This is a genomic window from Bradyrhizobium ottawaense (assembly GCF_002278135.3).
Classification (GTDB): domain Bacteria; phylum Pseudomonadota; class Alphaproteobacteria; order Rhizobiales; family Xanthobacteraceae; genus Bradyrhizobium; species Bradyrhizobium ottawaense.
In genome coordinates, this window is record NZ_CP029425.2 from 4,358,809 (window position 1) to 4,381,766 (window position 22,958).

Annotated in this window: 20 protein-coding genes; 10 read left to right on the plus strand and 10 right to left on the minus strand. The window is 65.0% G+C overall.

Annotated elements, in window-relative coordinates:
* Positions 1–11 precede the first annotated feature (11 nt).
* Genes nosZ through CIT37_RS20895 form a run of 6 tightly spaced genes read left to right on the plus strand, consistent with a single transcriptional unit; the run spans position 12 to position 6,640 of the window.
* The gene (nosZ, locus tag CIT37_RS20870) at positions 12–1,958 is read left to right on the plus strand and encodes a TAT-dependent nitrous-oxide reductase (protein WP_038974086.1); all 1,947 of its coding nucleotides are present in this window, start codon (positions 12–14) and stop codon (positions 1,956–1,958) included.
* Positions 1,959–1,982: 24 nt separating this feature from the next.
* Positions 1,983–3,338 carry a nitrous oxide reductase family maturation protein NosD gene (locus CIT37_RS20875; protein ID WP_028144648.1) on the plus strand — a complete coding sequence of 452 codons (1,356 nt, stop codon included), beginning with the start codon at positions 1,983–1,985 and terminating at the stop codon, positions 3,336–3,338.
* The gene (locus tag CIT37_RS20880; protein WP_028144649.1) at positions 3,335–4,255 is read left to right on the plus strand and encodes an ABC transporter ATP-binding protein; all 921 of its coding nucleotides are present in this window, start codon (positions 3,335–3,337) and stop codon (positions 4,253–4,255) included. Before CIT37_RS20875 ends, CIT37_RS20880 begins: the two co-directional genes overlap by 4 nt.
* Entirely contained in the window at positions 4,252–5,079 is an 828-nt protein-coding gene (locus CIT37_RS20885; RefSeq protein WP_028144650.1) for an ABC transporter permease, read from the plus strand. The genes CIT37_RS20880 and CIT37_RS20885 overlap by 4 nt, the downstream gene beginning before the upstream one ends.
* A complete protein-coding gene (locus CIT37_RS20890; RefSeq protein WP_028144651.1) occupies positions 5,076–5,648 on the plus strand; it encodes a nitrous oxide reductase accessory protein NosL in 573 nt (190 codons plus the stop codon). Before CIT37_RS20885 ends, CIT37_RS20890 begins: the two co-directional genes overlap by 4 nt.
* Positions 5,645–6,640, plus strand: a complete 996-nt coding sequence (locus tag CIT37_RS20895) for an FAD:protein FMN transferase (protein WP_028144652.1) — start codon at positions 5,645–5,647, stop codon at positions 6,638–6,640. Before CIT37_RS20890 ends, CIT37_RS20895 begins: the two co-directional genes overlap by 4 nt.
* An 8-nt stretch (positions 6,641–6,648) precedes the next feature.
* Here CIT37_RS20895 and CIT37_RS20900 read toward each other — a convergent pair whose 3' ends face one another.
* The 5 genes from CIT37_RS20900 to CIT37_RS20920 all read right to left on the minus strand — a co-directional run bounded on the left by CIT37_RS20900 (position 6,649) and on the right by CIT37_RS20920 (position 14,732).
* Positions 6,649–7,476, minus strand: coding sequence for a hypothetical protein (locus tag CIT37_RS20900; protein ID WP_028144653.1), 828 nt, complete (start codon positions 7,474–7,476; stop codon positions 6,649–6,651).
* An 85-nt stretch (positions 7,477–7,561) separates the two neighbouring features.
* Positions 7,562–8,851: a siderophore utilization protein FsrB gene (fsrB, locus tag CIT37_RS20905; RefSeq protein WP_028144654.1), complete on the minus strand. Its 1,290-nt coding sequence runs from the start codon at positions 8,849–8,851 to the stop codon at positions 7,562–7,564.
* Between the two features lie 56 nt (positions 8,852–8,907).
* The gene (locus CIT37_RS20910) at positions 8,908–10,902 is read right to left on the minus strand and encodes a TonB-dependent siderophore receptor (protein WP_161966449.1); all 1,995 of its coding nucleotides are present in this window, start codon (positions 10,900–10,902) and stop codon (positions 8,908–8,910) included.
* Between the two features lie 626 nt (positions 10,903–11,528).
* Positions 11,529–13,526, minus strand: coding sequence for a primary-amine oxidase (locus CIT37_RS20915; protein WP_095424160.1), 1,998 nt, complete (start codon positions 13,524–13,526; stop codon positions 11,529–11,531).
* 15 nt (positions 13,527–13,541) lie between these two features.
* Positions 13,542–14,732: a serine hydrolase domain-containing protein gene (locus CIT37_RS20920; RefSeq protein WP_095424161.1), complete on the minus strand. Its 1,191-nt coding sequence runs from the start codon at positions 14,730–14,732 to the stop codon at positions 13,542–13,544.
* A 181-nt stretch (positions 14,733–14,913) separates the two neighbouring features.
* On the opposite strand from CIT37_RS20920, the gene CIT37_RS20925 reads away from it, so the two are divergent.
* A complete protein-coding gene (locus CIT37_RS20925; RefSeq protein WP_095424162.1) occupies positions 14,914–15,903 on the plus strand; it encodes a helix-turn-helix domain-containing protein in 990 nt (329 codons plus the stop codon).
* A gap of 14 nt (positions 15,904–15,917) precedes the next feature.
* Here the strand turns inward: CIT37_RS20925 and CIT37_RS20930 are convergent, their stop codons facing one another.
* The 5 genes from CIT37_RS20930 to CIT37_RS20950 form a co-directional block, all read right to left on the minus strand.
* The gene (locus tag CIT37_RS20930) at positions 15,918–16,691 is read right to left on the minus strand and encodes a MetQ/NlpA family ABC transporter substrate-binding protein (protein ID WP_028144659.1); all 774 of its coding nucleotides are present in this window, start codon (positions 16,689–16,691) and stop codon (positions 15,918–15,920) included.
* 28 nt (positions 16,692–16,719) lie between these two features.
* The gene (locus CIT37_RS20935) at positions 16,720–17,385 is read right to left on the minus strand and encodes a methionine ABC transporter permease (protein ID WP_038946766.1); all 666 of its coding nucleotides are present in this window, start codon (positions 17,383–17,385) and stop codon (positions 16,720–16,722) included.
* Positions 17,375–18,514 (minus strand): methionine ABC transporter ATP-binding protein, encoded by a 1,140-nt coding sequence (locus tag CIT37_RS20940; protein ID WP_174719462.1) that lies wholly within the window; start codon positions 18,512–18,514, stop codon positions 17,375–17,377. Before CIT37_RS20940 ends, CIT37_RS20935 begins: the two co-directional genes overlap by 11 nt.
* A gap of 238 nt (positions 18,515–18,752) precedes the next feature.
* Entirely contained in the window at positions 18,753–20,225 is a 1,473-nt protein-coding gene (locus tag CIT37_RS20945) for a DASS family sodium-coupled anion symporter (protein ID WP_038946763.1), read from the minus strand.
* Positions 20,226–20,336: 111 nt separating this feature from the next.
* On the minus strand, positions 20,337–21,143 hold the full coding sequence (locus CIT37_RS20950; protein WP_095424314.1) for an enoyl-CoA hydratase/isomerase family protein: 807 nt from the start codon (positions 21,141–21,143) through the stop codon (positions 20,337–20,339).
* Between the two features lie 122 nt (positions 21,144–21,265).
* Between CIT37_RS20950 and nthA the strand changes: the two genes are divergently transcribed.
* From nthA to CIT37_RS20965, 3 genes are read left to right on the plus strand one after another with little or no spacing between them, the layout of a single operon-like run.
* On the plus strand, positions 21,266–21,901 hold the full coding sequence (gene nthA / locus CIT37_RS20955) for a nitrile hydratase subunit alpha (protein ID WP_095424163.1): 636 nt from the start codon (positions 21,266–21,268) through the stop codon (positions 21,899–21,901).
* Entirely contained in the window at positions 21,898–22,560 is a 663-nt protein-coding gene (gene nthB / locus CIT37_RS20960; protein WP_095424164.1) for a nitrile hydratase subunit beta, read from the plus strand. The genes nthA and nthB overlap by 4 nt, the downstream gene beginning before the upstream one ends.
* Positions 22,557–22,934 carry a nitrile hydratase accessory protein gene (locus tag CIT37_RS20965; RefSeq protein ID WP_095424165.1) on the plus strand — a complete coding sequence of 126 codons (378 nt, stop codon included), beginning with the start codon at positions 22,557–22,559 and terminating at the stop codon, positions 22,932–22,934. The genes nthB and CIT37_RS20965 overlap by 4 nt, the downstream gene beginning before the upstream one ends.
* Positions 22,935–22,958 lie beyond the last annotated feature (24 nt).

Here is a 22,958-nt window from a genome sequence, read left to right on the forward strand (position 1 = left end):
AGGAGGCAATCATGAGCGAGAACGAACAGGCAAAGGGCGTTAGCCGGCGAGCAGTGCTCGGAACGACGGCGGCTGCGGCGGGCGTAGGCCTTGCGGGCGGAGTGGCGCTGAAGGACGGCGGCTTCGTCTCGTCTGCCGACGCGCAGACCAAGAACGCAGCTCCGAAAGCGCCGGCGGCAAGGCCGGCGGTGCAGAAGACCGAGGTCGCGCCGGGAGAGCTCGACGAATACTACGTGTTCTTCTCGAGCGGCCAGTCCGGCGAGATGCGCATCATCGGCCTTCCTTCGATGCGCGAATTGATGCGTGTTCCGGTGTTCAACCGCTGCAGTGCGACCGGCTGGGGCCAGACCAATGAAAGCCTCAAGGTTCTGACCGAAGGCATGCAGCCCGCCACCCGCGAATTCCTCAAGAACCGCGGCGGCACGTTCATGAACGGCGATCTCCACCACCCCCATATTTCGTTCACGGACGGCACCTATGACGGTCGCTATGCCTACATGAACGACAAGGCCAACAGCCGCGTCGCGCGGGTGCGGCTCGACATCATGAAATGCGACAAGATCGTCGAACTGCCGAACCAGCACACGGTCCACGGTCTGCGTCTGCAGAAATATCCGCGCACGGGCTATGTGTTCGCCAACGGCGAGGATGGCGTGCCGTTGCCCAATGACGGCAAGGTCCTCGACGATCCCAAGCAGTATCACTCCATCTTCAGCGCGATCGACGGCGAAACGATGAAGGTGGCCTGGCAGGTGATCGTCAGCGGAAATCTCGACAATGTCGACGCCGACTACCAGGGCAAGTACTGCTTCGCGACCTGTTACAACGGCGAGGAAGGCGTCACGCTCGCCGAAATGACCGCCAGCGAGCAGGACTGGGTCGTCATCTTCAACATCAAGCGGATCGAAGAGGCCGTAAAGAAGGGCGACTTCAAGGAAATGAACGGCGTGCCCGTCATCGACGGCCGCAAGGGCTCGGCTTACACCCGCTACATTCCGGTCTCGAATAATCCGCACGGCATGAACACGGCGCCCGACGGAATCCACATCGTGGCGGCCGGAAAGCTCTCGCCGACCGTGACCGTGATGGACGTGCGCAAATTCGACGATCTGTTCGACGACAAGATCAAGCCGCGCGACGTCGTCGTCGCGGAGCCCGAGCTGGGACTCGGACCGTTGCATACTGCCTATGACGGCAAGGGTAACGCCTACACGACGCTGTTCCTCGACAGCCAGGTCTGCAAGTGGAGCATCGACCTCGCCAAGCGGGCTTTCAAGGGTGAGAAGGTCAATCCCATCATCCAGAAGCTCGACGTGCACTACCAGCCGGGTCACAACCATTCCTCGATGGGCCAGACCAAGGAGGCCGATGGAAAGTGGCTGATCTCGCTGAACAAGTTCTCGAAGGATCGCTTCCTGAACGTCGGACCGCTCAAGCCCGAGAATGATCAGCTGATCGACATTTCGGGCGATCAGATGAAGCTGGTGCACGACGGCCCGAGCTTCGCCGAGCCGCATGACGCGACCATCGTCCACCGCTCGAAGATCAACCCGATCTCGATCTACGATCGCGCGGATCCGATGTTCGCCGATGCGGTCAAGCAGGCCAAGGCGGACGGCATCAATCTGGAGGCGGATTCGAAGATCATTCGCGACGGCAACAAGGTGCGCGTCTACATGACGTCCACCGCGCCCGCCTATGGCCTCGATCAGTTCCAGGTCAAGCAAGGCGATGAGGTCACCGTCTTCATCACCAATATCGACGCGGTCGAGGACCTGACGCACGGCTTCTGCATCGTCAACTACGGCATCAACATGGAGATCGGCCCGATGGCCACCTCGTCGGTGACTTTCACGGCCGACAAGCCGGGAGTCTACTGGTACTACTGCTCCTGGTTCTGCCACGCCATGCATATGGAGATGAAGGGCCGGATGTTCGTCGAACCCAAGTCGGTTTGACGTCGGTCTGATTGGAGCGACCTCGTGGGTCTTCTCTTACGCATGTTTCCGGCGGCGCTGGTCGCCGCCGGATTGTCCGGCTTCGCCGATGCGGAGACGTTGACGGCTGCGCCGGGGCAGCCGCTTCAGGCGCTGCTGGATGGCGCGCGCGCCGGCGACGTCGTCGAACTTTCCCCCGGGGAATATCACGGTTCGATCCGGATCGACCGTCCCCTGGAGCTGGTTGGGAGCCGTGGCGCGGTGCTCGACGGCGACGGCTCCGGCAACGTCATCACCGTCACCGCTCCCGACGTCACGATCCGCGGTGTGACCATCCGGGCATCCGGCCGCGACCTGCAGGAGATGAATTCCGGGATATTCCTGCAGAAGACGGCAGAGCGCGCCAAGATCGAGGACAACCGGCTGGTGGGAAACCTGTTCGGTGTCTATGTGCATGGCGCCCAGGGTTCGCGCGTCGTCCGCAACGAGATCGAGGGACTGCGTGGCGGGCGTCTCAGCGAGGCTGGCAACGGTGTCTCGCTGTGGAATGCGCCCGACGTCACCATCGCCGGCAACACGTTCCGCTACGGCCGCGACGGCATCTTCACGATTTCGAGCCGAAAGGACCGCTTCATCGACAACCGCTTCGAGCAGGTCCGCTTCGCCGTCCATTACATGTACACCAACGACAGCGAAGTCAGCGGCAACGTCTCGATCGGCAACCACGTCGGCTACGCCATCATGTATTCGAACCGTCTGGTGATCCGCGGCAACTCCTCCGATCACGACCGCGACCATGGGATGCTCTTCAACTACGCGAACTATGCCCAGATCGAGGACAACCGGGTCACGGGCGGCCCGCTCGGCTCGATGACACAGAGTGCGGAGGAAGGTCCCGCCGACGAGAGAGGCATGCTTCCGCAGCAGGCACGGGAGACCACTCTCAAGAGCGGCCCGGAGAAATGCGTGTTCATCTACAACACCAATCACAACAAATTCCGCAACAACTGGTTCGAACGCTGTGCCATCGGCGTGCACTTCACGGCCGGCTCCGAAGGCAACGAAATCACGGGCAACGCCTTCGTCGGCAACGCCAACCAGGTGAAATATGTCGGCACCCGGCACCTCGACTGGTCGACCGGGGGGCGCGGCAATTACTGGAGCGATAATCCGGCATTCGACCTCAACGGCGACGGTATCGCCGACACGGCGTACCGGCCGAACGACCTCATCGATCGCGTGCTGTGGACGGCGCCGGCTGCGAAGGTTCTGATCAACAGCCCTGCCGTCCAGGTGATCCGCTGGGCGCAGGCACAGTTTCCAGCGCTGCTGCCGGGCGGCGTGGTCGACAGCCATCCGCTGGTGTCGCCGCCGCGGACCTCGGCGAAGGAAACACGATGACCAGCACGGTACGCGTCAGCGATGTCACCAAGGCGTATGGCCGGGTCGAGGCCGTGCGCGGTGCGTCGTTCACGCTTGGCCAGGGCGAGCTGGTCGCCTTGATCGGGCACAACGGCGCCGGCAAGACCACGCTCATGAAGCTCATGCTCGGGTTGATCCGGCCGACCAGCGGCGCCATTGAGGTTCTCGGAGACAATCCCGCCGCAGGCGAATTCGCCGGCCGACGACAGCTCGGCTACCTGCCGGAAAACGTCTCCTTCGACCCCGCCCTCACCGGCCGCGAGACGCAGGCCTTCTATGCCAGGCTGAAACGAGAGCCGGTCGCAAAGTCGCTGGAGCTGCTCGACGCCGTGGGTCTCGGAGCCGCCAGCCGCCGCCGGGTCGGCACCTACTCCAAGGGCATGCGACAGCGGCTGGGGCTCGCGCAGGCGCTGCTTGGCGAGCCGCGCGTGCTGCTGCTGGACGAGCCGACCACCGGTCTCGATCCGGAGCTGCGCCAGACCTTCTACGACATCATCGCCCGGCTCTCCGCTGCGGGCGCGACCGTGCTGCTGTCGTCGCATGCGCTGACCGAGCTCGAGGAGCGCGCCGGCCGGGTCATCATCATGAACCGCGGCATCAAGGTCGCGGACGGATCGATCGACGAGCTGCGTCGCCTCGCCCGCCTGCCCACCAGGATCCGCCTCAAGGTGGCCGGCCTTGCCCCGAGCGAGATGCCGCCCTGGGCGCCCAAGGACGTGGCCTGCCGTCGTTTGAACGGCCACATCGTCGAGATCGACGCTGCGCCGGAGCGGAAGATCGAGCTTCTGCATCGTGCGACGGCCGCCGGCAATTCCGTCGAGGACGTCGACGTGGTCCCGCCCACCCTCGACGAGCTCTATGCTCATTTCCTCCGGCAATCGGAGCAGGCGCCATGAATGTCCTGATCATCGCCGCCAAGGAAGTCCACCAGGCCATCCGCAATCGCTGGGTGCTTGCCGCAACGCTCCTGCTCGCCGGGCTTGCGCTGTCACTGACCTTTCTCGGTAGCGCACCGACCGGGAACGTCGGCGTTCGCACCCTGGACGTGGTCGTCGTCAGCCTGTCGAGCCTGACGATCTTTCTCGTTCCGCTCATCGCGCTTCTGATCTCCCATGACGCCATCGTCGGCGAGATGGAACGGGGGACGATGCTGTTGCTGCTGAGCTATCCGGTCGCACGATGGCAGGTGCTGCTCGGCAAGTTCTTGGGCCACCTCGCCGTTCTCGCGTTTGCGACCTGCCTCGGCTACGGCGCGGCGGTCGGAGCGCTGGCGGCGACGGGCAGCCAGATCGATAGCGATAGCTTTCTCGCGTTCGCGGCGATGGTGGGCTCCTCGGTGCTGCTTGGCGCCGCTTTCGTCGCCATCGGATATCTGGTCAGCGCGCTCGTGCGCGACCGTGGAACGGCGGCCGGCATCTGCATCGGATTGTGGCTGCTGCTGGTGCTGATCTACGACATGGCGCTGCTGGGCGTGCTTGCGCTCGATCAGGGACGCAGCATCTCGGCGAGTGTGCTCAACGCCCTGCTGCTGTCGAATCCGACCGACGCCTACCGGCTCATCAACCTGACCGGATTCGCCAATGTCAGCACCTTCGCCGGCATGGCTGGCCTTGCCCAAACCACGTCCCTGACGATACCGGTTCTTCTGACCGCCCTGCTCTGCTGGACGCTGCTGCCGCTGGGGCTGGCCGCGCTCGCTTTCTCGCGGAGGGAGCTATGAGGCGCCGAACGATCCTCTTCGCCTTGCTCGTGCCGCTCGCACTCGCGGGCTGCAACGAGAAGCAGGCCGCGAAGATTCCGCCGCCGCATCGGATGACCGCGGAAGACATCGGCCATTACTGCGGCATGAACGTGCTCGAGCACCCGGGACCGAAGGGCCATATCTTCGCCGCGAGCCTGATGGAGCCCGTGTGGTTCTCGTCGGTGCGGGACACAATCGCCTTCACCATGCTGCCGGACGAGCCCAAGGACATTCAGGCGATCTACGTGTCCGACATGGGCAAGGCGCCGGACTGGGACAAGCCCGGCGCCGACAACTGGATTGAGGCGCGCAAGGCGCTGTACGTGATCGAGAGCCGGGTCAAAAGTGGCATGGGCGGAGACGAGGCCGTTCCGTTCTCGGACCGCGCGGCGGCGGAGAAGTTCATCGGAGAGAACGGCGGCAGGATTGTCGGCTTCGACGACGTGCCCCGGGACTATGTCTTGACGTCGGTGAATGTCACCGGCGCCGCTGCGGCCGGCGAAGCGGCCGAAGCCCCGCCGGCCGAACGATCGAGGAGGACGCCATGACGCGAGCACTGACGCGCCGACGCTTCATCCGGATCAGCGCGGCGGCAGCGGGCCTCGGCGCGCTGTCCACGGGACATCCTGCTCGTGCGGAGGTCGCGCCGGTGACGTGGCGTGGCACGATGCTGGGCGCGGTTGCCACGATGGAGATCCATGACGAAGACCGCAGCCGGGCGGAACGGCTGATCTCGCTGGCCTGTGCCGAGGCGCGGCGGCTCGAGCGGCTGTTCAGCCTTTACCTGAACGATTCGACCCTGGTCGCGCTGAACCGGACCGGTGTCCTGATCGATCCCGCCGCCGAAATGGTCGATCTGCTGGCGACCTCGCAGCACTATTCCACGCTGACGGGCGGTCTGTTCGATGTCACGGTGCAGCCGCTGTGGGATCTCTACGCCAGCCATTTCGCGCGAGATGACGCGGATCCGGCCGGTCCTGCGGCAGCCGAGATCCAGACCGCGCTCGCGCGCATCGGCAGCAGCCGGCTGTCGATCAGCCGCGACCGGATCGTGATGCCCAAGGGCATGACCGTCACCCTGAACGGGATCGCGCAGGGCTACGTCTCGGACAAGGTGGTCGACCTGCTGCGGGCGCACGGCATCTCGCGCAGCCTGGTCGACATGGGCGAACCCCGCGCGATCGGCGCGCGTCCGGACGGACTGCCCTGGGAGATCGGCATCGCCGATCCCGACATCGTGGGCCGCACGAAGACGGTGCTGCCGATCGTCGACCGCGCCGTGTCCACCTCGGGCGGCTACGGCTGCCAGTTCGATTCCAGGGCGCGCTTCAACCATTTGTTCGATCCCCGATCAGGCGGCTGCGCCCACCGCTACCGCAGCGTGACGACTGTGTCCCGCAGCGCCACCGCCGCGGACGCATTGTCGACGGCGTTCAGCCTGATGCCGGAAGATGAGATTCGATCGCTCTTGCCGCATGTCGACATCGACCGCGTGCATCTGATCGATGGGGCCGGCCGATCGGTCGAATTGTCGGCCTAACCTGCGCGCTACCGCAGCGGCAGCAGCTCCAACTGGCTCTGCGCCTTCTTCACGGCCGCTGCGTACCAGCTCTGGCTCGGCGCTTCCTTGGCGAAGCATGTCGTGTAGGCGGCCATGGCCTGATCCTCGCGGGCCATGTCGCCGCGCGGATCCTTCTTGTTGACGGGTTTGGCCATCATCTGTTTCCACACGCGCTCGCAGGCCGGAATTTCAGCGGTCTTTACCGCGTCCGATGTGGCGAGGAAGTAGACCTTATCGCCCTTGATCGCGACGACGTCGATTTCATCCGGCGCTCCCTTGAGCCCGCCATTGCCGCGCAGGCCGAGCACGGCGACTGCAGCGCTCGCGGATGCGGGCTTTGTGATCGGCAGCTCGGCATATTTGGCGAAGGCGGCGTCCTGGATCGCCTGATAATAGAAGCGGTCGGACTTGAACGCGGCGCCGCTGTCCTGCGGCATGCCGTCCTCGCGATGCTCGCGCAGCCAGTGCGTGAGCAACCCCGTGGTGGTCACCACGGCCTGCATCTTGTCGCCTTCGGAAGCGAAGCCGAGCCCGTCGAGATGGCCGAACCCGATATCACTCTTGAATAGCGTGTCGACGTTCGACTTGCCGTCTGCGGGGAGCCCCTTGATCGTGACCGGTCCCACCAGGCCGCGCAGCACGCCCGCCAGCTCCTTGAGCGCCGCATCATGCTGCTTGTAGATCTCATCGCTTTCCTTGGCACTCGAGAATTTTGCGATGTAGCGGTCGCGCAGGTCGAGATAGTGCTGCTCGGGCGTGGCCGCATGGACGGGCGTCGCCAGGACAAGCAGGCAGAGCAAGGCAAGCGATTTCATTCGATGTCCGCGGACTGGGAGCGATCTCCAGTCTTTGTGCCCGCTGCAGGCGGGAAGGTTCATCCGCAACGACCTTGCGGGCGCCCTACTCCGCCGGCGTCAGCTGCCGGGTCAGACGCACCGCCGCGGTCTCGCGGACGCGGATGCGGGCGCGGCGCTTGCGCCACCAGATCACGACGCCGGTCACCGAGAGTGCGGCGACCACCAGCCCCATGATCGAGATCAGGATGCGGCCGAACAGTCCGACGATGCGACCCGAATGCAGCGGAAATTGCGCCTGGACGAAGATGTCGGCGGCAGTACCGACCCAGGGCAGCCGCTCGCCGATCGGGCGGCCGTCCTCGCTGTCGTAATAGAGCTGGGCCGGGCCGACGCCGCCGGCGCCGTGATCGTCGCCGGGGTGGAAGAAGGCGGCGGCATAGACGCCATGGGCCGGGCCGTAATTGACCGAGCCCACCGGGATCGTCCAGCCCCGCGCCTTGCCGTCGGCGGCGGCGCGTGCGGCGATGTCCGCGAAGGTGACCTTGGGCTCGATGGGATCGTCGAGATCGCGATAAGGCCGCTGCTCATAGGGTGTCGGCGTGTAGTTCGAGACCATCTTCATCAGCGGCGAGAACACCTCGAAATAGAGGTTCAGCGAGAACGCCGTGAAGGCGATGACGAACAGCACGCCCCAGGTCCAGAGACTGAAGGCGCGGTGGATGTCGAAATTGATCCGGTAGGCGCTGCCGGAGGTCTTGATGGTCCAGGCCGGCGCCCAGCGCGCCCAGAAGCCGCGGTCGAGCTGGCGCGTGACGGCAGGCGCCCGCGCCGCCTTGGCGCGCCGGCGCGAGGGCAGCGTCAGATAGAAGCCGACGAAGCAATCGATGGTCCAGATGATGGCGATCACGCCGAGCACGCGCATGCCCCAGCGGTCGCTGCCCCAGAACTCCGGGATGTGCATCGTGTAGTGCAGCTTGTAGAGAAACGAGACGAAGTTCTCCCGCGTGACGGGCCAGACCGCGCCCCAATAGCGCCGGCCCAGCTCCGCGCCGGTGTTGGGATCGAGGAAGACCTGATTGTAGTCGAGGGCGTAGCGCTTGCCGGTCGCCGGATCGATCCGCGGCATGACGAAGAACCACAGCGAATGGCCCTGCTCCGGCGTCATGAAGAGGTAGACGACGCGCGCGCGGGGATCGCGCTGCTCGATCGTCTTGGCGAGCTCGATCGAGGGGATCGCCGGGCCTTTGCTGCTGACGTCGAACAGATGGCTGTTCAGAACGTCGTCGATCTCGTGATCCCAGGAGATGATCGCGCCGGTGATGCCGGAAAAGAACAGGAATCCGGCCGTGAGCAGTCCCGCCCAGCGATGCAGCTTGCCGAATGTCGCTCTCATCGTCTTGCACTCTCATCCAGCAGGTCCGGCTCGCCATCGCCGGACCGTCTTCGATTTCACCAGCGATAAGTCAGCTTGCCGATGGCTTTCCGTCCCTCGGCATACATGCAGCCCGAAAGGCCGTAGCAGGCCGCGACATAGCGCGTGTCCGCAAGGTTGGTGACGTTCAGCGACAGCCGCCAATTGTCACGGGTATAGGCAAGAAGCGCATCCAGCACGGTCGCCGATCCCACCTTGAACGTGTTGGCATCATCGCCCCAGGTCGCGCCGACATAGCGAACGCCGCCGCCGAACTGCAAGCCCGCCAGCATGCCGTTCTGGAGCGTGTAGTCGCTCCACAGCGAAGCGCGGTTGAGCGGCACGGTGACCGGCGCCTTGCCGACATTGACCGGATCCTGCGTGACCATGGCATCGATATAGGCGTAGGCCGCCCGCAGGTTCCAGCCGTCGGCGAGCGACATCGAGCCTTCGAGCTCGATACCGCGCGACTTCACCTGCCCGATCTGCTCGTAAAAGGTGGTTGCAGGCACGTACACAGCGACGTTGTCACGCGTCAGGTCGAAGGCGGCGAAGGTGAACAGCGCATTCCAGCCGAGCGGTTGATACTTGACGCCCACCTCGTACTGCACGCCGGTCTCGGGATCGAGCATCTGTCCGGACGGACTGGTCGCGAGCTGCGGCAGAAACGACTCGGAATAGCTGAAATAGGGCGCGATGCCGTTGTCGAAATTGTACATGACGGCAGCGCGGCCGGTGAAGGCCGAGGCGTCCTTCGAGGTTGAAGTATCGGTCGGGGGCAGATTGGTATCGAGCTGCGTCGTCACGAAGTCCTGGCGGCCGCCGAGCTGGAACGAGAGCCGGCCGAGCTTGATCTGGTCCTGCGCATAGAGGCCGACCTGCGACTGCTTGATGCCCTTGTTGTCGTACATGCCGCCGAGGGCCCAGTCGTAGCTGTAGACCGGGTTGAAGACGTTGATCTCCGGCGCCGAGGTCGTGACGGCGAAGGCCGTATCGCGAAACGTGGTGTTGCGATAGTCGAGCCCGACCAGGGTGGTGTGGCTGAGGATGCCGGTATTGAACTTGCCCTGGAGTTGGTTATCCACCGCGAAGGAGTTGATGTAGGAGTTGCTGTAGCTGCCGAAACGCCCCAGCTGCCCCGCCGCCTCGTCGGTGTATCCGGTGCCGTAGAAGGTCTTTTCCTCGTTGTGCTGATAGGCGTAACGCAGGTTCTGCCGGAAGGTGATGTTGTCGGTGAAATTGTGCGACAGCTGGTAGCCGGCGGTCGCGATCTCGGTGTTGAACGCGTTGAAGCTCGGCACGCCCGCGAAGAACGAGACCGGAATGGTGCGGCCGTTGTTCGGCCACACCGTGCCCGAGGCCGGCAGGAACTGAAGGCCCCACCCTGCCCTGTCCCTCTGATAGTTGGCGAGCAAGGTAATGGTGGTGTCTTCGTTCGGCTTGAACGTGACGGCGGGGGCGATGAAGACGCGGTTGTCCTTGGTGAAGTCGACCTGGGTCTGGCCCTCGCGGACGACGCCGGTGAGGCGCCACAGCACCGTGCCTTCCTTGTTGGCGGCGCCGCCCATGTCGAACTGGCCCTGATAGCGGTTGAAGCTGCCGCCGGAGATCGAGACCTCGCCGAACTGCTGCGCCGTCGGCAGCTTGGTCACGTAGTTGAGGATGCCGCCGGTGCCGCTGCCGCCATACATCGCCGAGGACGGTCCTTTGAGCACCTCCAGGCGCTCGGCCCCGTAGGGATCGAGGCCGTTGAAGTGGACGTAGTTGCTCGAGGGAATTCGCAGGCCGTCGACATAGAGACCCGACATGGTCGTGTCGAAGCCGCGGATCTGGAGAGCGCCGAAGCGGGTGTCCGAGCCGCCATTGACGTCGCCGCTGACACCGGCGGTGTAGCGCAGCGCCTCGCCGATCGAGACCGCGCCCTGGTTCCTGACCTGGTCGGTGGTGACGACTGAGACCGACTGCGGGGTTTCGATCAACGGTGTATCGGTCTTGGTGGCCGTGCCGCTTCGCGTGGCGACGAAACCGCGCACCGGGCCATTGGCACGTTCGCCCGTCGCGCCGTTCGACGAGGCCGACTGGGTTGGCGCGGCTGGTTGCGCAGATGAGCGACGATTGGCGCGAGAGGTGCGTGTTGCCGCTCTTCGCGACGAAGCAACCGCGGCAGGACGGGCGCGCTCAACCGGCGCATCGACGGTGACAGCGGGAATCTGTGTCTGCGCCTCCACGGAACCAAAGGGAACCACGAGCGAGAATGTACTGACCGCCCCGAGGAGCAGCACCCGAATCTGTCCACGACGCGCGCATTCACGCGAAGAAAGTTGGTAGTCGGTCACGTCTTTCGAGGCCCCACGCACTGCCGGCTTTGCCGGTATCGTTTTTGGTGTCCCGCCCTAACTCAGGCGGTTTGGGAGTGCGATAGGAACGAAGTTAGAATCTCTCCAGAGGCGTGCGCGGCGCGTGCGACGAATGCGCTCATGCCGATGCCGCGTACGGTCCACGCAGCCGTCGTGCTCCACACGTTTGGAATGCTTCTAGACAGAAACATTCCCTCACCATTCGGCGATGGTCGGAAACGATCAGCTTGCTACCGCGCGAGAATCGCCAATGACCACGCCGGTCGGCGCTACCGAAGAATCCGATCGAGCCCGATCGAACTCTATGACTTGCCGGCGCGGCAACAGGATTCGTCGGCAGTGTTGCTCGCGGTTGCGAGCACGCTGCGGCTGTTGCGGTCCGGCGGGATGTCGCCGGCCGCATTGGCGGCGAAAAAGCCGGTCGGCTTCAGCAGGAAGCCGGCATATTCCACCGGCATGATCGGAAAGTCCTCGGGCTTGCAGACATGGGTGTGGCCGAAAGAGTGCCACACCACGATATCGGCATTCTCGATGTTGCGGTCCTTCGCGGCATAACGCGGCAGGCCATCGCCGCCGGCATGGACGTTGGGATAATCGCCGCTTGCGTATTTCTCGGCCGGATCGAATGCAGTCACCCAGACATGCTTGGTGGCGAAGCCGCCGCGCTTGCGCACGTAACTGCCCTCCTGCGCCAGCATCAGCGGGCTCGGATTGACGACGAGCTTGTAGGCCGGAGCATTGCCGACCGAGTTGGTCTCGTTGGGATTGCTGATCTTCCAGAACCGGCCGGTTTGGCCATTGGCGATGCCCGCCGCGTCATGCTCGCGCGACAGCACCCGCGTCGTGGTGTCGAAGACATTGCCGTGCGGATTGTCGTCACCCCAGGGCCGCGGCACGAAATCGTGCTCGGTGACGGTGTTGCCGCCGCCGTCGAGATCCATGTGCAGGCGGACGTTGAAGAAGTGCTGGTGCGTCGGTCCGCCCAGATTGTCGTCAACCATGCCGCCCCATTTGTACGTCTCGCCTGATGGCACCGCGGCGGTCTGGATGATGCCGGTGAGCTTGGTCTCCAGCTGGATCGTGCCGTCCTGGTAGAGATACCAGTAGAAGCCGTAATCGTAATTGCCGACGGTGGCGAAGAACGAGATCACGAGCCGCCGCGAGCGGCGGACCTCGAACAGGCCGTTGCGGAACTCATAGTGTTTCCAGGCGATCCCATAGTCTTCCTCGTGCATGCAGATGGCGTTCTGCATGACGAAGGGCTCGCCCTTGCTGTCCGCCGCCGGTACGTCGAAATAGCGGATGTTGCCGAGACAGTCGCAGCCCAGCTCGAGCGCGTTCGCAAGCATGCCGAGGCCGTATTCGCCGGCATCGAACGCCGACTTCCAGAAATGGTTAGCGGTCGGATCGGCGTAAGGCACCACCATCTCGGTGACGCTGGCGCGATGGATCAGGGAGCGCTTGCGCGCGCCGTCCTGGTAGGCGAGCTGATGCAGCACGAGGCCCTCGCGCGGCGTGAAGCCGATGCGAAAGCTCCATTTCTGCCAGTCGACCTTCCAGCCATCGACGCGAAAGCTCGCGCCCTCGGGTTGCTCGATGTGCAGCGGCCTGATGTCGGTGCGCAGATTGGTCATCTCATGCGCGCCGTAGTTCCGCTTCTTGCGCGGAATCGGCACGATCGGATCCTCATCCGTGAGGTCGATGACCTTGCCGCCGATCAGGTCGACGACAGCGACCACGCCTTCGATCGGGTGCGCATAGCCGTTATCCTGGAGGTGCTCGCGAAAATAGCTGACGGCACGCACGATACGGGCGCCGCGCTCGAACTCCTTGTCGAAGAAACCCGACGAGAACGGATCGACCTGGATCAGCTCGATGTCCTTGTCCGAGAGCCCGCGCCGCGCCATCGCCGCGCGCCATCCGGGATCGGCCTTCACCACGGCCTCGCACTTGAAGAACTCTTCCAGCATCACCGGCGGCTGCCCGTAGGGCGCCTCGCGGTTCGGGACGACCTTGCGGCCGACGATCTCGCCACGTCCGAGATCGACGATATGCTCGATGGCCTCGCCCGTGGTGACGTCGAGCGTCAACGCGAAGGCGCGGCGCCCTACGCCGCCTGCAGCCAGCTCATGCTTGGTCGGCTCCTCCAACCGGACCGTCGGGAAGCGGCAGTTCTCGGGTGAGGTCACGTCGGCGCGCACCAGCGTGCAGGCGGCGGTGATCTCCTCGGCCGTCAGCGGATCAAGCGGATGCGGCGTCGCGGTCTCTGGTTGCGATTTGGCCTTGACGGTATCGAGCATGGGGATGTCCAGAAATCAGGCGAGATGCGCGGTGATGGCGCTGAAGGCGGCAAACCAGCGCTGGTCGATCGGCACGTCCATCGCCTTGGGCTGTGTCGCGAGCTTGACGATGACGGTGTCCGAGTCGAGGTCGACATAGAGGTGCTGGCCATGAATGCCGATCGCGGTCAGCGCGTTGCGCGACGGATCGATCGTGAACCATTTGCTGCGGTAGCGCGCGCCCGGGAAGAACTCGGCGAGGTCGCCGTCGGCCCAGGCCTTGGGATCGCCGTTCTCGCGGATGTCGTCGATCCACCAGCCCGGCACCACCTGCCGCCCCTCGACCACGCCGCGGCAGCGGATCATCTCGCCGAAACGGATGAGGTCACGCGCGGTGACGGAGATGCCGCCGGCGATGCGGCCCATGCCGTGGCTGTCGAGCGTGAGCGAGCCGTCCTCCTCCGCGCCCAGGGGCTGCCAGAGATATTCGGAGAGGATGCGATGATAGGGCATGCCGCAGGCACGCTCATAGACCCAGCCGAGCACCTCGGTATTGGGCGAGACGTAGTGGAACACCTTGCCGTGCGGCTTGCCGGTGCCGCGCAAGGTCGTGAGATAGGCGCGCTGGTGGCCTGCCTCGGCGCCCGGCGGCGGCACGTCCCAGCCCGAGGAGAACCGATAGCGCGCAACGTCGCCGGCGGGGTCCTCGTAATCCTCCTCGAACTTGATGGCGACGGCCATATCGAGCAGGTTGCGGACAGTGCAGCCGGCGTAGACCGACGTCTCCAGCTCCGGCACGTAGCGCACCACCCTCGCCTCGGGATCGAGCAGCCCGCGCGCGGCGAGCACGCCGCCGAGCGTGCCGGCGATCGCCTTGCTGATCGAGCAGATCAGATGCGGTGTGGTCACGCCCATGCCATCGCCGTACCATTCGTGGATCAGCGTGCCCCGGTGCATGACGAGGAGCGTATCGGCAAAGGTCTCGCGGAGCGTGGCTTCGATCGTGGTCGCTTGGCCATCAGGCGCGGTGAGGCCGAGTTTTGCCAGTTCGCGCGGCGCGCTTCGCATCAGCGTCGGCTGGGCCGAGCGGCGGATTTCTGCGGTCGGCAGCACTTCGCGGGTGTGGGTAAAGCCCCAGCGGATCGCGGGAAAGCTGCGCCAATTGGCGCGCGTCACCTGCGCCTCGGGCGCGGGCGGGCTGCCGCGCATGATCTCGGTCGGTCGCATCTCGATCCCTCCGCAAAGCGCCGTCCCGGCTGCGATGTCGGAACGGCAGGACCGAAGCCTGCACCGCGGCGCCATCGGGCGTTATCGAGATCCGGCAATATTTTGCTGGACAGCGCCTATGGCCGTGCCAGTCTGGCGTGGTTCTTGCTGGCTCTTGGGTGGTGAATTTCGACGTGTCGTCATGCCCTTAGGCGCAACTCTTCCGACTCTGGACTCGGCTGCCGGCCTGTTTCAGGCCAGCAGCACCGATGTCGACGAGCATTGCGCTTCGCTTGGTCGCTGGCGGCTCAGCTACGACCAGATCAGCGCCGGAGCCTTCAGGGGCAGCTTCACCCAACTCTCCCTGCCCCAGCTCGACGTCTTCCGCGAGATCACCAGCCAGCAGGTCCGCCAATACGGCCAGCTGGGGGCCGACAGCTTCGGCATCGGTCTGCCCTGGCACAGTGACGGCGAGGTCAATTGCAACGGCGCCAGCGTTGCAGGTGCCCAGGTCATCGCCTGCATCGACGCCGAGGTCGATATGTGCACGCCGAAATCATTCGAGCTGCGCGGTGTTGTCGCCAGCGCGGCGCTGATCGAGGAGCTTGCGGCCCGGCTCGATATCGAGCTGCCGCGCGCAGTCTGGCACCAGTTGCGGGTGATCGAGATGGCGCAGGCACCGGTCGCGCGATTGCGCGCTCACCTTGCCGCGATCCACGAGACCATCTCGACTGCCCCCGAGCGGTTCGACGATCCGGCCGTCGGGCAGGCGCTGGAAGACGGCCTTCTCGTCGAGATCATGGACATGCTGCCGACCGCACGCCCCAGCGATCCCGGCCGCAGCGCCGCGGCGCGCAAGCGCACCGTCGATCGTGCGCGGGCGCTGATGCATGGCAGCGGCGATCGCTCGCTCTCGCTGCTGCAGGTCTGCAAGGCGGTCGGCGCCAGCCCGCGCAAGCTCGGCTATTGCTTCCAGGAGGTTTTGGGAACGAGCCCGATGCACTACTGGCGAGCAATGCGGCTGAACCGCGTGCGGCGCGATCTGAAACGCGCCGGCGGAACCGATGCCTCGGTCTACGACGTCGCCGTGCAGCACGGCTTCTGGCACTTCAGCCAGTTCTCGCTCGACTACAAGCGCCACTTCTCCGAAAAGCCCTCGGAGACGCTGCGACGCGCCAGGTTGGCGGCCTGACGCGCCCGCTCGGCTTACCAGGTCGGCAGATAGGTGCCCTTGAAGCGCTTCTCCAAAAACTCCTTCACCGGCGCGGAGTGATAGGCCTCGATCAGCGGCTTCACCCAGGGCTTGTCCTTGTCCTCTTCGCGAACGGCGAGGATGTTGACCCAGGGGCCGTCGGGATTCTCGCGGGCGATCGCGTCGGTCGCCGGATTGAGGCCGGCCTGCACCGCGTAATTGTTGTTGATGGAGACGACGTCGACGTCCTGCAGCGCGCGCGGCAGCTGGGCGGCATCGAGCTCGACGAAGCGCAGCTTCTTCGGGTTGTCGGTGATATCAGCGATGGTCGAGGCGACGTTGTTCGGGTCCTTCAGCTTGATCACGCCGTGCAGCGCCAAGATCATCAGGCCGCGCGCGCCGTTGGAGGGATCGTTGGCGATCGCGACACGGGCACCTTCCGGCAGGTCGGCGAGCGTCTTGTATTTCTGCGAATAGACGCCCTGCGGCGAGCCGATCGTGTTGGCGACCTTGACGATCTTCCAGCCGGTCTTGGAGATCTGGTTCTTCAGATACGGCTCGTGCTGGAACGAATTGGCCTCGAGATCCTTCAGGGCCAGCGCCTGGTTCGGGATCACATAGTCCGTGAACTCGACCACCTTGATGTCGAGGCCGCGCTCGGCGCCGACCTTCTTCACGACGTCGATGATCTCGGCATGGGGACCGGCGGTGACGCCGACGCGGATGGTTTCGGCATGGACCGTGGTCGCAAGCAAGGCTGCAGCCGCAAGGGTTGCGAGAAAGCGCATTGAAGTCTCCAGTTTCAGGATGGTGCTATCAGTGATGCCGCAGCCGGCGGTTGACCCGACGTGCCAGATAATCGCCGGCGCTCTGGACGAGCTGCACCAGCGCGATCAGCACGACGACGACGGCCAGCATCATCTCCGGCATGAAGCGCTGATAGCCGTAGCGGATGCCGAGATCACCGAGGCCGCCGCCGCCGACCGCACCGACCATCGCGGAGTAGCCGAGCAGGCTGACCACTGCGAGCGTCAGCGCCAGCAACAGGCCCGGCAGCGCCTCGGGGATCAGCACCTTGAACACGATCTGAAGCGGCGAGGCGCCGAACGAGGACGCCGTCTCGATCAGGCCGCCATCGACCTCGCGAATCGCAGCTTCGACCAGACGCGCGATGAACGGCGCCGACGCGATCGTCAGCGGCACGATTGCGGCGGTCGAACCGATCGAGGTGCCCGCGACAAGCCGGGTGAACGGGATGATGGCCACGACCAGGATGATGAACGGCGTCGAACGCGTCGCATTGACGACGATGCCGAGCACGCGGTTGACGAGTGGGGCCGCGAACAGCTCGCCTTTCCGGCTGGTCGCGAGGAAGACGCCGAGCGGCAGGCCGAAGACGGTGCCGAGCAGCGCCGCGATGCCGACCATGTACAGGCTCTCGAAGGTAGCCTGGATGATCAAATTGATGAGTTCAGGCGACATAGCCGAGATGCTCCGCCGGGAATTGATATTGAGACAACCAGGCAAGGACCCGCGCCTGCGCGTCCTCGCGGCCGGGAATGCCGAGAACGAGCGAGCCGACATGCTGGCCGCCTATCTCGTCGATGCGCGCCGACAGCAGCGCGACGTCGAGGCCGAGCTCGCGGGCGAGCCGCGCCACCACGGTGTCGCCGGCCCCTGCCCCGCGGACCTGGACGCGGATCACGGCCTGCCCGCCAACAGGCGGCTCCGCCACGATCCGGCTCGCCAGCGAGACCGGCAGGCTGTCGCCGATGACCTCCGCGAGGAAGGACTGCGTGATCGGATGTTTTGGATGGGTGAAGATGTCGGCGACATGGCCGCTCTCGACCACGTGGCCAGCGTCGAGCACGACCACTTCCTTGGCGAGCTGGCGTACCACGGACATTTCGTGGGTGATCAGCACGATGGTCACGCCCAGCTCGCGGTTGATGTTGGCGAGCAGATCGAGGATCGCGCGTGTCGTCTGCGGATCGAGCGCGGACGTCGCCTCGTCCGACAAGAGCACGCTCGGCCGCGTCGCCAGCGCGCGGGCAATGCCGACGCGCTGCTTCTGGCCGCCGGAGAGCTCCGAGGGATAACGGTCGTGCTTGTCGGCGATGCCGACGAGCGCGAGCAGTTCGGTGACGCGGGCCTTGATGTCGGCCTTGGACCAGCCGGCGATCTCGAGCGGCAGCGCGATGTTGTCGGCGGCGGTGCGCGACGACAGCAGGTTGAAGTGCTGGAAGATCATGCCGATCGAGCGCTGCGCCAGCCGCAGCTCGCGGCCCGCCAGCGCCGAGATGTCGCGGCCGTCGACGACGACGCGTCCCGTGGTCGGCTTCTCCAGCCCGTTGATGAGCCGCACCAGGCTCGACTTGCCGGCGCCGGAGCGGCCGATCACGCCGGTGATGGAACCGCGCGGGATTGCGAAATCGATATCTTGCAGCGCGTTGACGCCGGGCTTGCCGCGATAGGCCGGATAGGTTTTCGAGATGCCGGCGAAGCGAACCATCGCGTCCGGCTCGGCTGTGGCAGGTGAAATCGCTTCAGGCGGCGCAATCGGCTGTCCGACGGCGAGCGATTGGTGAGCGTTCATGGAGACGGCCTTCATGCACAATAGTTCTCTCGCCCACCCGAAAAGGCGAACGAAAGCCGGGTCGCATCAGCGACTGGAGATGGAACAGCAGCAAACGCCTCTGGGGGCAACGCGCTGCACCGCAGCAAGCACCATCGCCTTTTCCAGTCTTTCTTGCAATTTCAGATATTTGCGAGGAGATGGACGAAGATTCCCCAATCCCTCTCCGGAGAAGAATATTCCTTCGCAGAGGGTATCAGTCTCCCGCCCGGGCTCATCCCATCTGCAACCAGGGCAGCACGATCAGCAGAAGACCTGCGAAATAGAGCAGCCCGAAGAGCAGGCCAAAACCCCAGAACTGGCCCTTTCCGATATAGCCGCTGCCGAAATACATCGGCGCCGGCCCCGTCGCGTAAGGCGAGATCACGCCCATCAGGCCGAGCGAGTACATGCAGAGCATGGCGAGGGTCGTGACCGGCAGACCGGGAATGCCCGATCCGACCGCGAGCACGACGGGCAGCACGGCGGCGGCATGCGAGGTGATGCTCGAGAAGAAATAGTGGATCCAGAAGAACAGCGCGACCAGCAGCAGCATCGCGGTCGACGGCGATAGCCCGGCGAGCGGCTTTGCGTATTCGGTCGCGAACCATTTGATGAAGCCGATCTCGTTGAGGCCGGAGGCCAGCGTCAGCAGCGAGGTGAAATAGAAGAACACCTCCCAGGCACTCTTCTCGCTGACGATGTCGGCAAACTCGATCACACCGGTCACCAGCATCAGGGAGATCACGATGAACACGACGGTGGTGGCATTGACGAAGTTCGAGCCGAGCACGGGCACGTGGATGTCCGGGCTGGAGCCCGCGATCCACAGGAACATCGCGAGCACGATCAGGCCGAGCATGATCCACTCGTTGCGCGACATCGGGCCCATCCCGGCGAGTTCCTTCGCCGCCCATTCGGTGATTTCCGGGCTGCGCTTCACCTCGGGACGGCAGACCAAATAGCTGAGCAGCGGCACGAGGACCATCAGCAGGATGCCGAGCGGCGCGAAGCCGAGAAACCACTGGCCCCAGCTGACCTCGACCCCGGCGGTCTTCTTGGCGATCGCCAGTGCCGCCGCGTTGGGCGCAAGCGCGGTGAAGAACAGCGAGCTGGTGACGGCGGTCGCGGCAAAGGCCGTCCACATCACATAGGTGCCGATCCTGCCGGCGGTCGGCCCCGGCTCGGAGCCATAGATGCGCGGGATGTTGCTGATGATGGGATAGACGATGCCGCCGCTGCGCGCGGTGTTCGACGGCGTCGCCGGCGCGAGCAGGAAGTCGGACATCGCCACGGCATAGCCAAGGCCGAGCGTGTTGCGGCCAAGGCGCTGCACCAGCACCAATGCAATGCGCCGGCCGAGCTGGCTCTTGCGATAGCCGATCGAGAACACGAAGGCGCCGACGATGAGCCAGACCGTGCTCTCGGCAAAGCCCGCCAGCATCCAGCGCAGCGACTTGCCGGGATCGGGATCGATATAGCCGGCAACGCCCGCGACCGTGAGGCCGATGAAGCCGACCGCGCCGACCGGCATCGATTCCAGGATGAGCCCAGTGATGACGGCCGCGAACACGGCGAAATAGTGCCACTGATTGACGTTGAGCCCTGCAGGCACCGGCCACAGATAGATCACCAGCCACACCACGAGCGGCGCGACCAGTTTCCAGCGAAACCCTTTCGCCTCTGGCGCCTGCGAGCTAGCAGTCATGGGCCCTCCCCCTCGATCGTCGTCGCCTGTGCGGCCCGTGGGCGAGCCTGCTCTTGTCCCTGCGCCGCGTATACGAACTGCCGGTTGTGCGATCAATGGCCTGGCATCAATCTATCGCCCCTTGAAGCGTGGCTTGCGGCGGCCCAGGAACGCCTCGACGCCCTCCTTGTGATCCTCGCTGAGGCTGGCGAGCGCGAACTGGTCGACGTCCATGTGGCTGGCGAGATCGTCCAGCGCATGCGCGAGCCGGTTGACGGTCAGCTTGGTCATCGCGACCGAGAGCGGTGGCTGCGCGGCGACCTTGCGCGCAAGATCCATGGCGGCATCGAAGGCATGGCCGGGATCGACCACCTGCTCCACCAGGCGCCATTCATGGGCCTCATCCGCTGAGATGCGCTCATCAGCCAGGATCACCGCCTGCTTGGTACGGGCCGGCCCCATCAGGTGCAGCATGCGCGGGATGCTCTGCCAGCTCATGTTCATGCCGAGGCCGATTTCGGGCACGCGCAGATGTGCATCGCGGCCCATGATGCGGAAGTCGAGCGCCACGGCGAGGGCCACGCCGCCGCCGACACAAAAACCCTCGATCGCCGCGATCGTGATCTGCTCCATCTCTTGCCAGGCGTGCGTTAGGCGCGGTCCGAGCTTGAGGTGCCGCCGCAGCGTGCCGAGGTCCATCTCCTTGCGCGAGCGCCCTTCGGCGTCCTTGAGGTCGAAGCCGGCGCTGAACGCGCCCGAGCTGCCGGTCAATACGACGACCGACGTCGCGGCATCGTCCTCGAAGCTGCGCGCCGCGGCGGTCAGCTGCCGCATTGCCTCGGGTGACAGGGCGTTGATGCCGTCGCCCCGATCGAAACGCACCACCGCAATCCGTCCCTCGGGTCCGAGGCCCTTTTCGATCTTCACGTAGTCCGTCACCAACGTCTCCCCATCTGCTTGGCGGCGATGCTAGCCTACATCCGGCCTCACGAATATGGGACCCGGTTGCGCCGCAGCGCATACTCGACAGGCCTGGGCCATTGCGCTTAATCTTCGCCGCCATGAGCCATGATCACGACCATCACCACCACCACGATCACGACCATTCCGAGCTGTCGGAGACCGAGCTGCGCGTGCGCGCGCTCGAGACGATCCTGACCGAAAAAGGCTATGTCGAGCCCGCCGCGCTCGACGCCATCATCCAGGCCTATGAGACCAAGATCGGCCCGCACAACGGCGCACGCGTCGTCGCCAAGGCCTGGACCGATCCGGCGTTCAAAAAGGCGCTGCTCGAGGATGGCTCCAAGGCGATCGGCACGCTCGGCCATGTCAGCCGCGTCGGCGACCATCTCGTCGTGGTCGAGAACACGCCTGCGCGCCACAACATGGTCGTGTGCACGCTGTGCTCCTGCTACCCCTGGGAAATGCTGGGGCTGCCGCCGGTCTGGTACAAGGCGGCGCCCTATCGCTCCCGCGCCGTGAAGGATCCGCGCGGCGTGCTCGCCGACTTCGACGTCACCCTGCCGAAGGAGATCGAGATCCGGGTGTGGGATTCCACCGCCGAGACGCGCTTTCTGGTGCTGCCGATGCGCCCCGAAGGTACCGAGGGCTGGAGCGAGGAACAGCTCGCCGAGCTCGTCACGCGCGATTCCATGATCGGCACCGGCTTCCCGCGACAGCCCGGAGCGCCGTCATGAACGGCGTGCACGACATGGGCGGCATGGACGGGTTCGGCAAGGTCGAACCCGAGCCCAACGAGCCGGTGTTCCATGCGGAATGGGAATCCCGCGTGCTGGCGATGGTGCGTGCAATGGGCGCGGCCGGCGCCTTCAACATCGACACCTCGCGCTTCTATCGCGAGATGATCCCGCCGCACGTGTATCTGTCGAGCTCCTATTACAAGAAATGGTTTCTCGGGCTCGAGGAGATGCTGATCGAGAAGGGCTACCTCACCCGCGAGGAAGTCGCCGCCGGCCACGCGATGCAGCCTGCCAAGGCCCTCAAGCACGGCAAGCTGAAGGTCGAAGGCGTCGAGCGCACCATGGTGCGCGGCAAGTTCGCCCGCCCTGCCCCCGCGCCCGCCAAGTTCAACATTGGCGATCGCGTGCGCGCCAGGAACATCCATCCGGCCACGCATACGCGGCTGCCGCGCTATGTGCGCGGCCATGTCGGCGTGGTCGAATTGAACCACGGCTGCCACGTGTTTCCGGATTCAGCGGCGATGGAGCTCGGCGAGAACCCGCAGTGGCTTTACACGGTGGTGTTCGAAGGCCGTGATCTCTGGGGCGAGGATGGTGATCCCACCCTGAAGGTCTCGATCGACGCGTTCGAGCCGTATCTGGACCCGGCGCAATGAGTGGTACCGCTGCTGCCGCAGCCACCGCGGCCATACCCAGCATTCCCCGCGATGACGACGGCCCGGTGTTCCGCGCGCCGTGGGAGGCGCACGCGTTCGCGATGGCGTTGACGCTGCACGAGCGCGGCGTCTTCACCTGGCCGGAATGGGCAGCAAGCCTCGCCTCCGAGATCAAGCGCGCGCAGGCGGCCGGCGATCCCGATACGGGCGAGACCTATTATCTGCACTGGCTCGCCACGCTGGAGGGCCTGGTTGCCCGCAAGGGTGTTGCGTCGATGGAAACCCTGCACCGCTACCGCGACGCCTGGGACCACGCGGCAGATCGCACCCCGCACGGCAAGCCGATCGAGCTCAGGCCGGAGGATTTTGGTTAGCTGGCGCGAAGTTCGGCGTTGCGA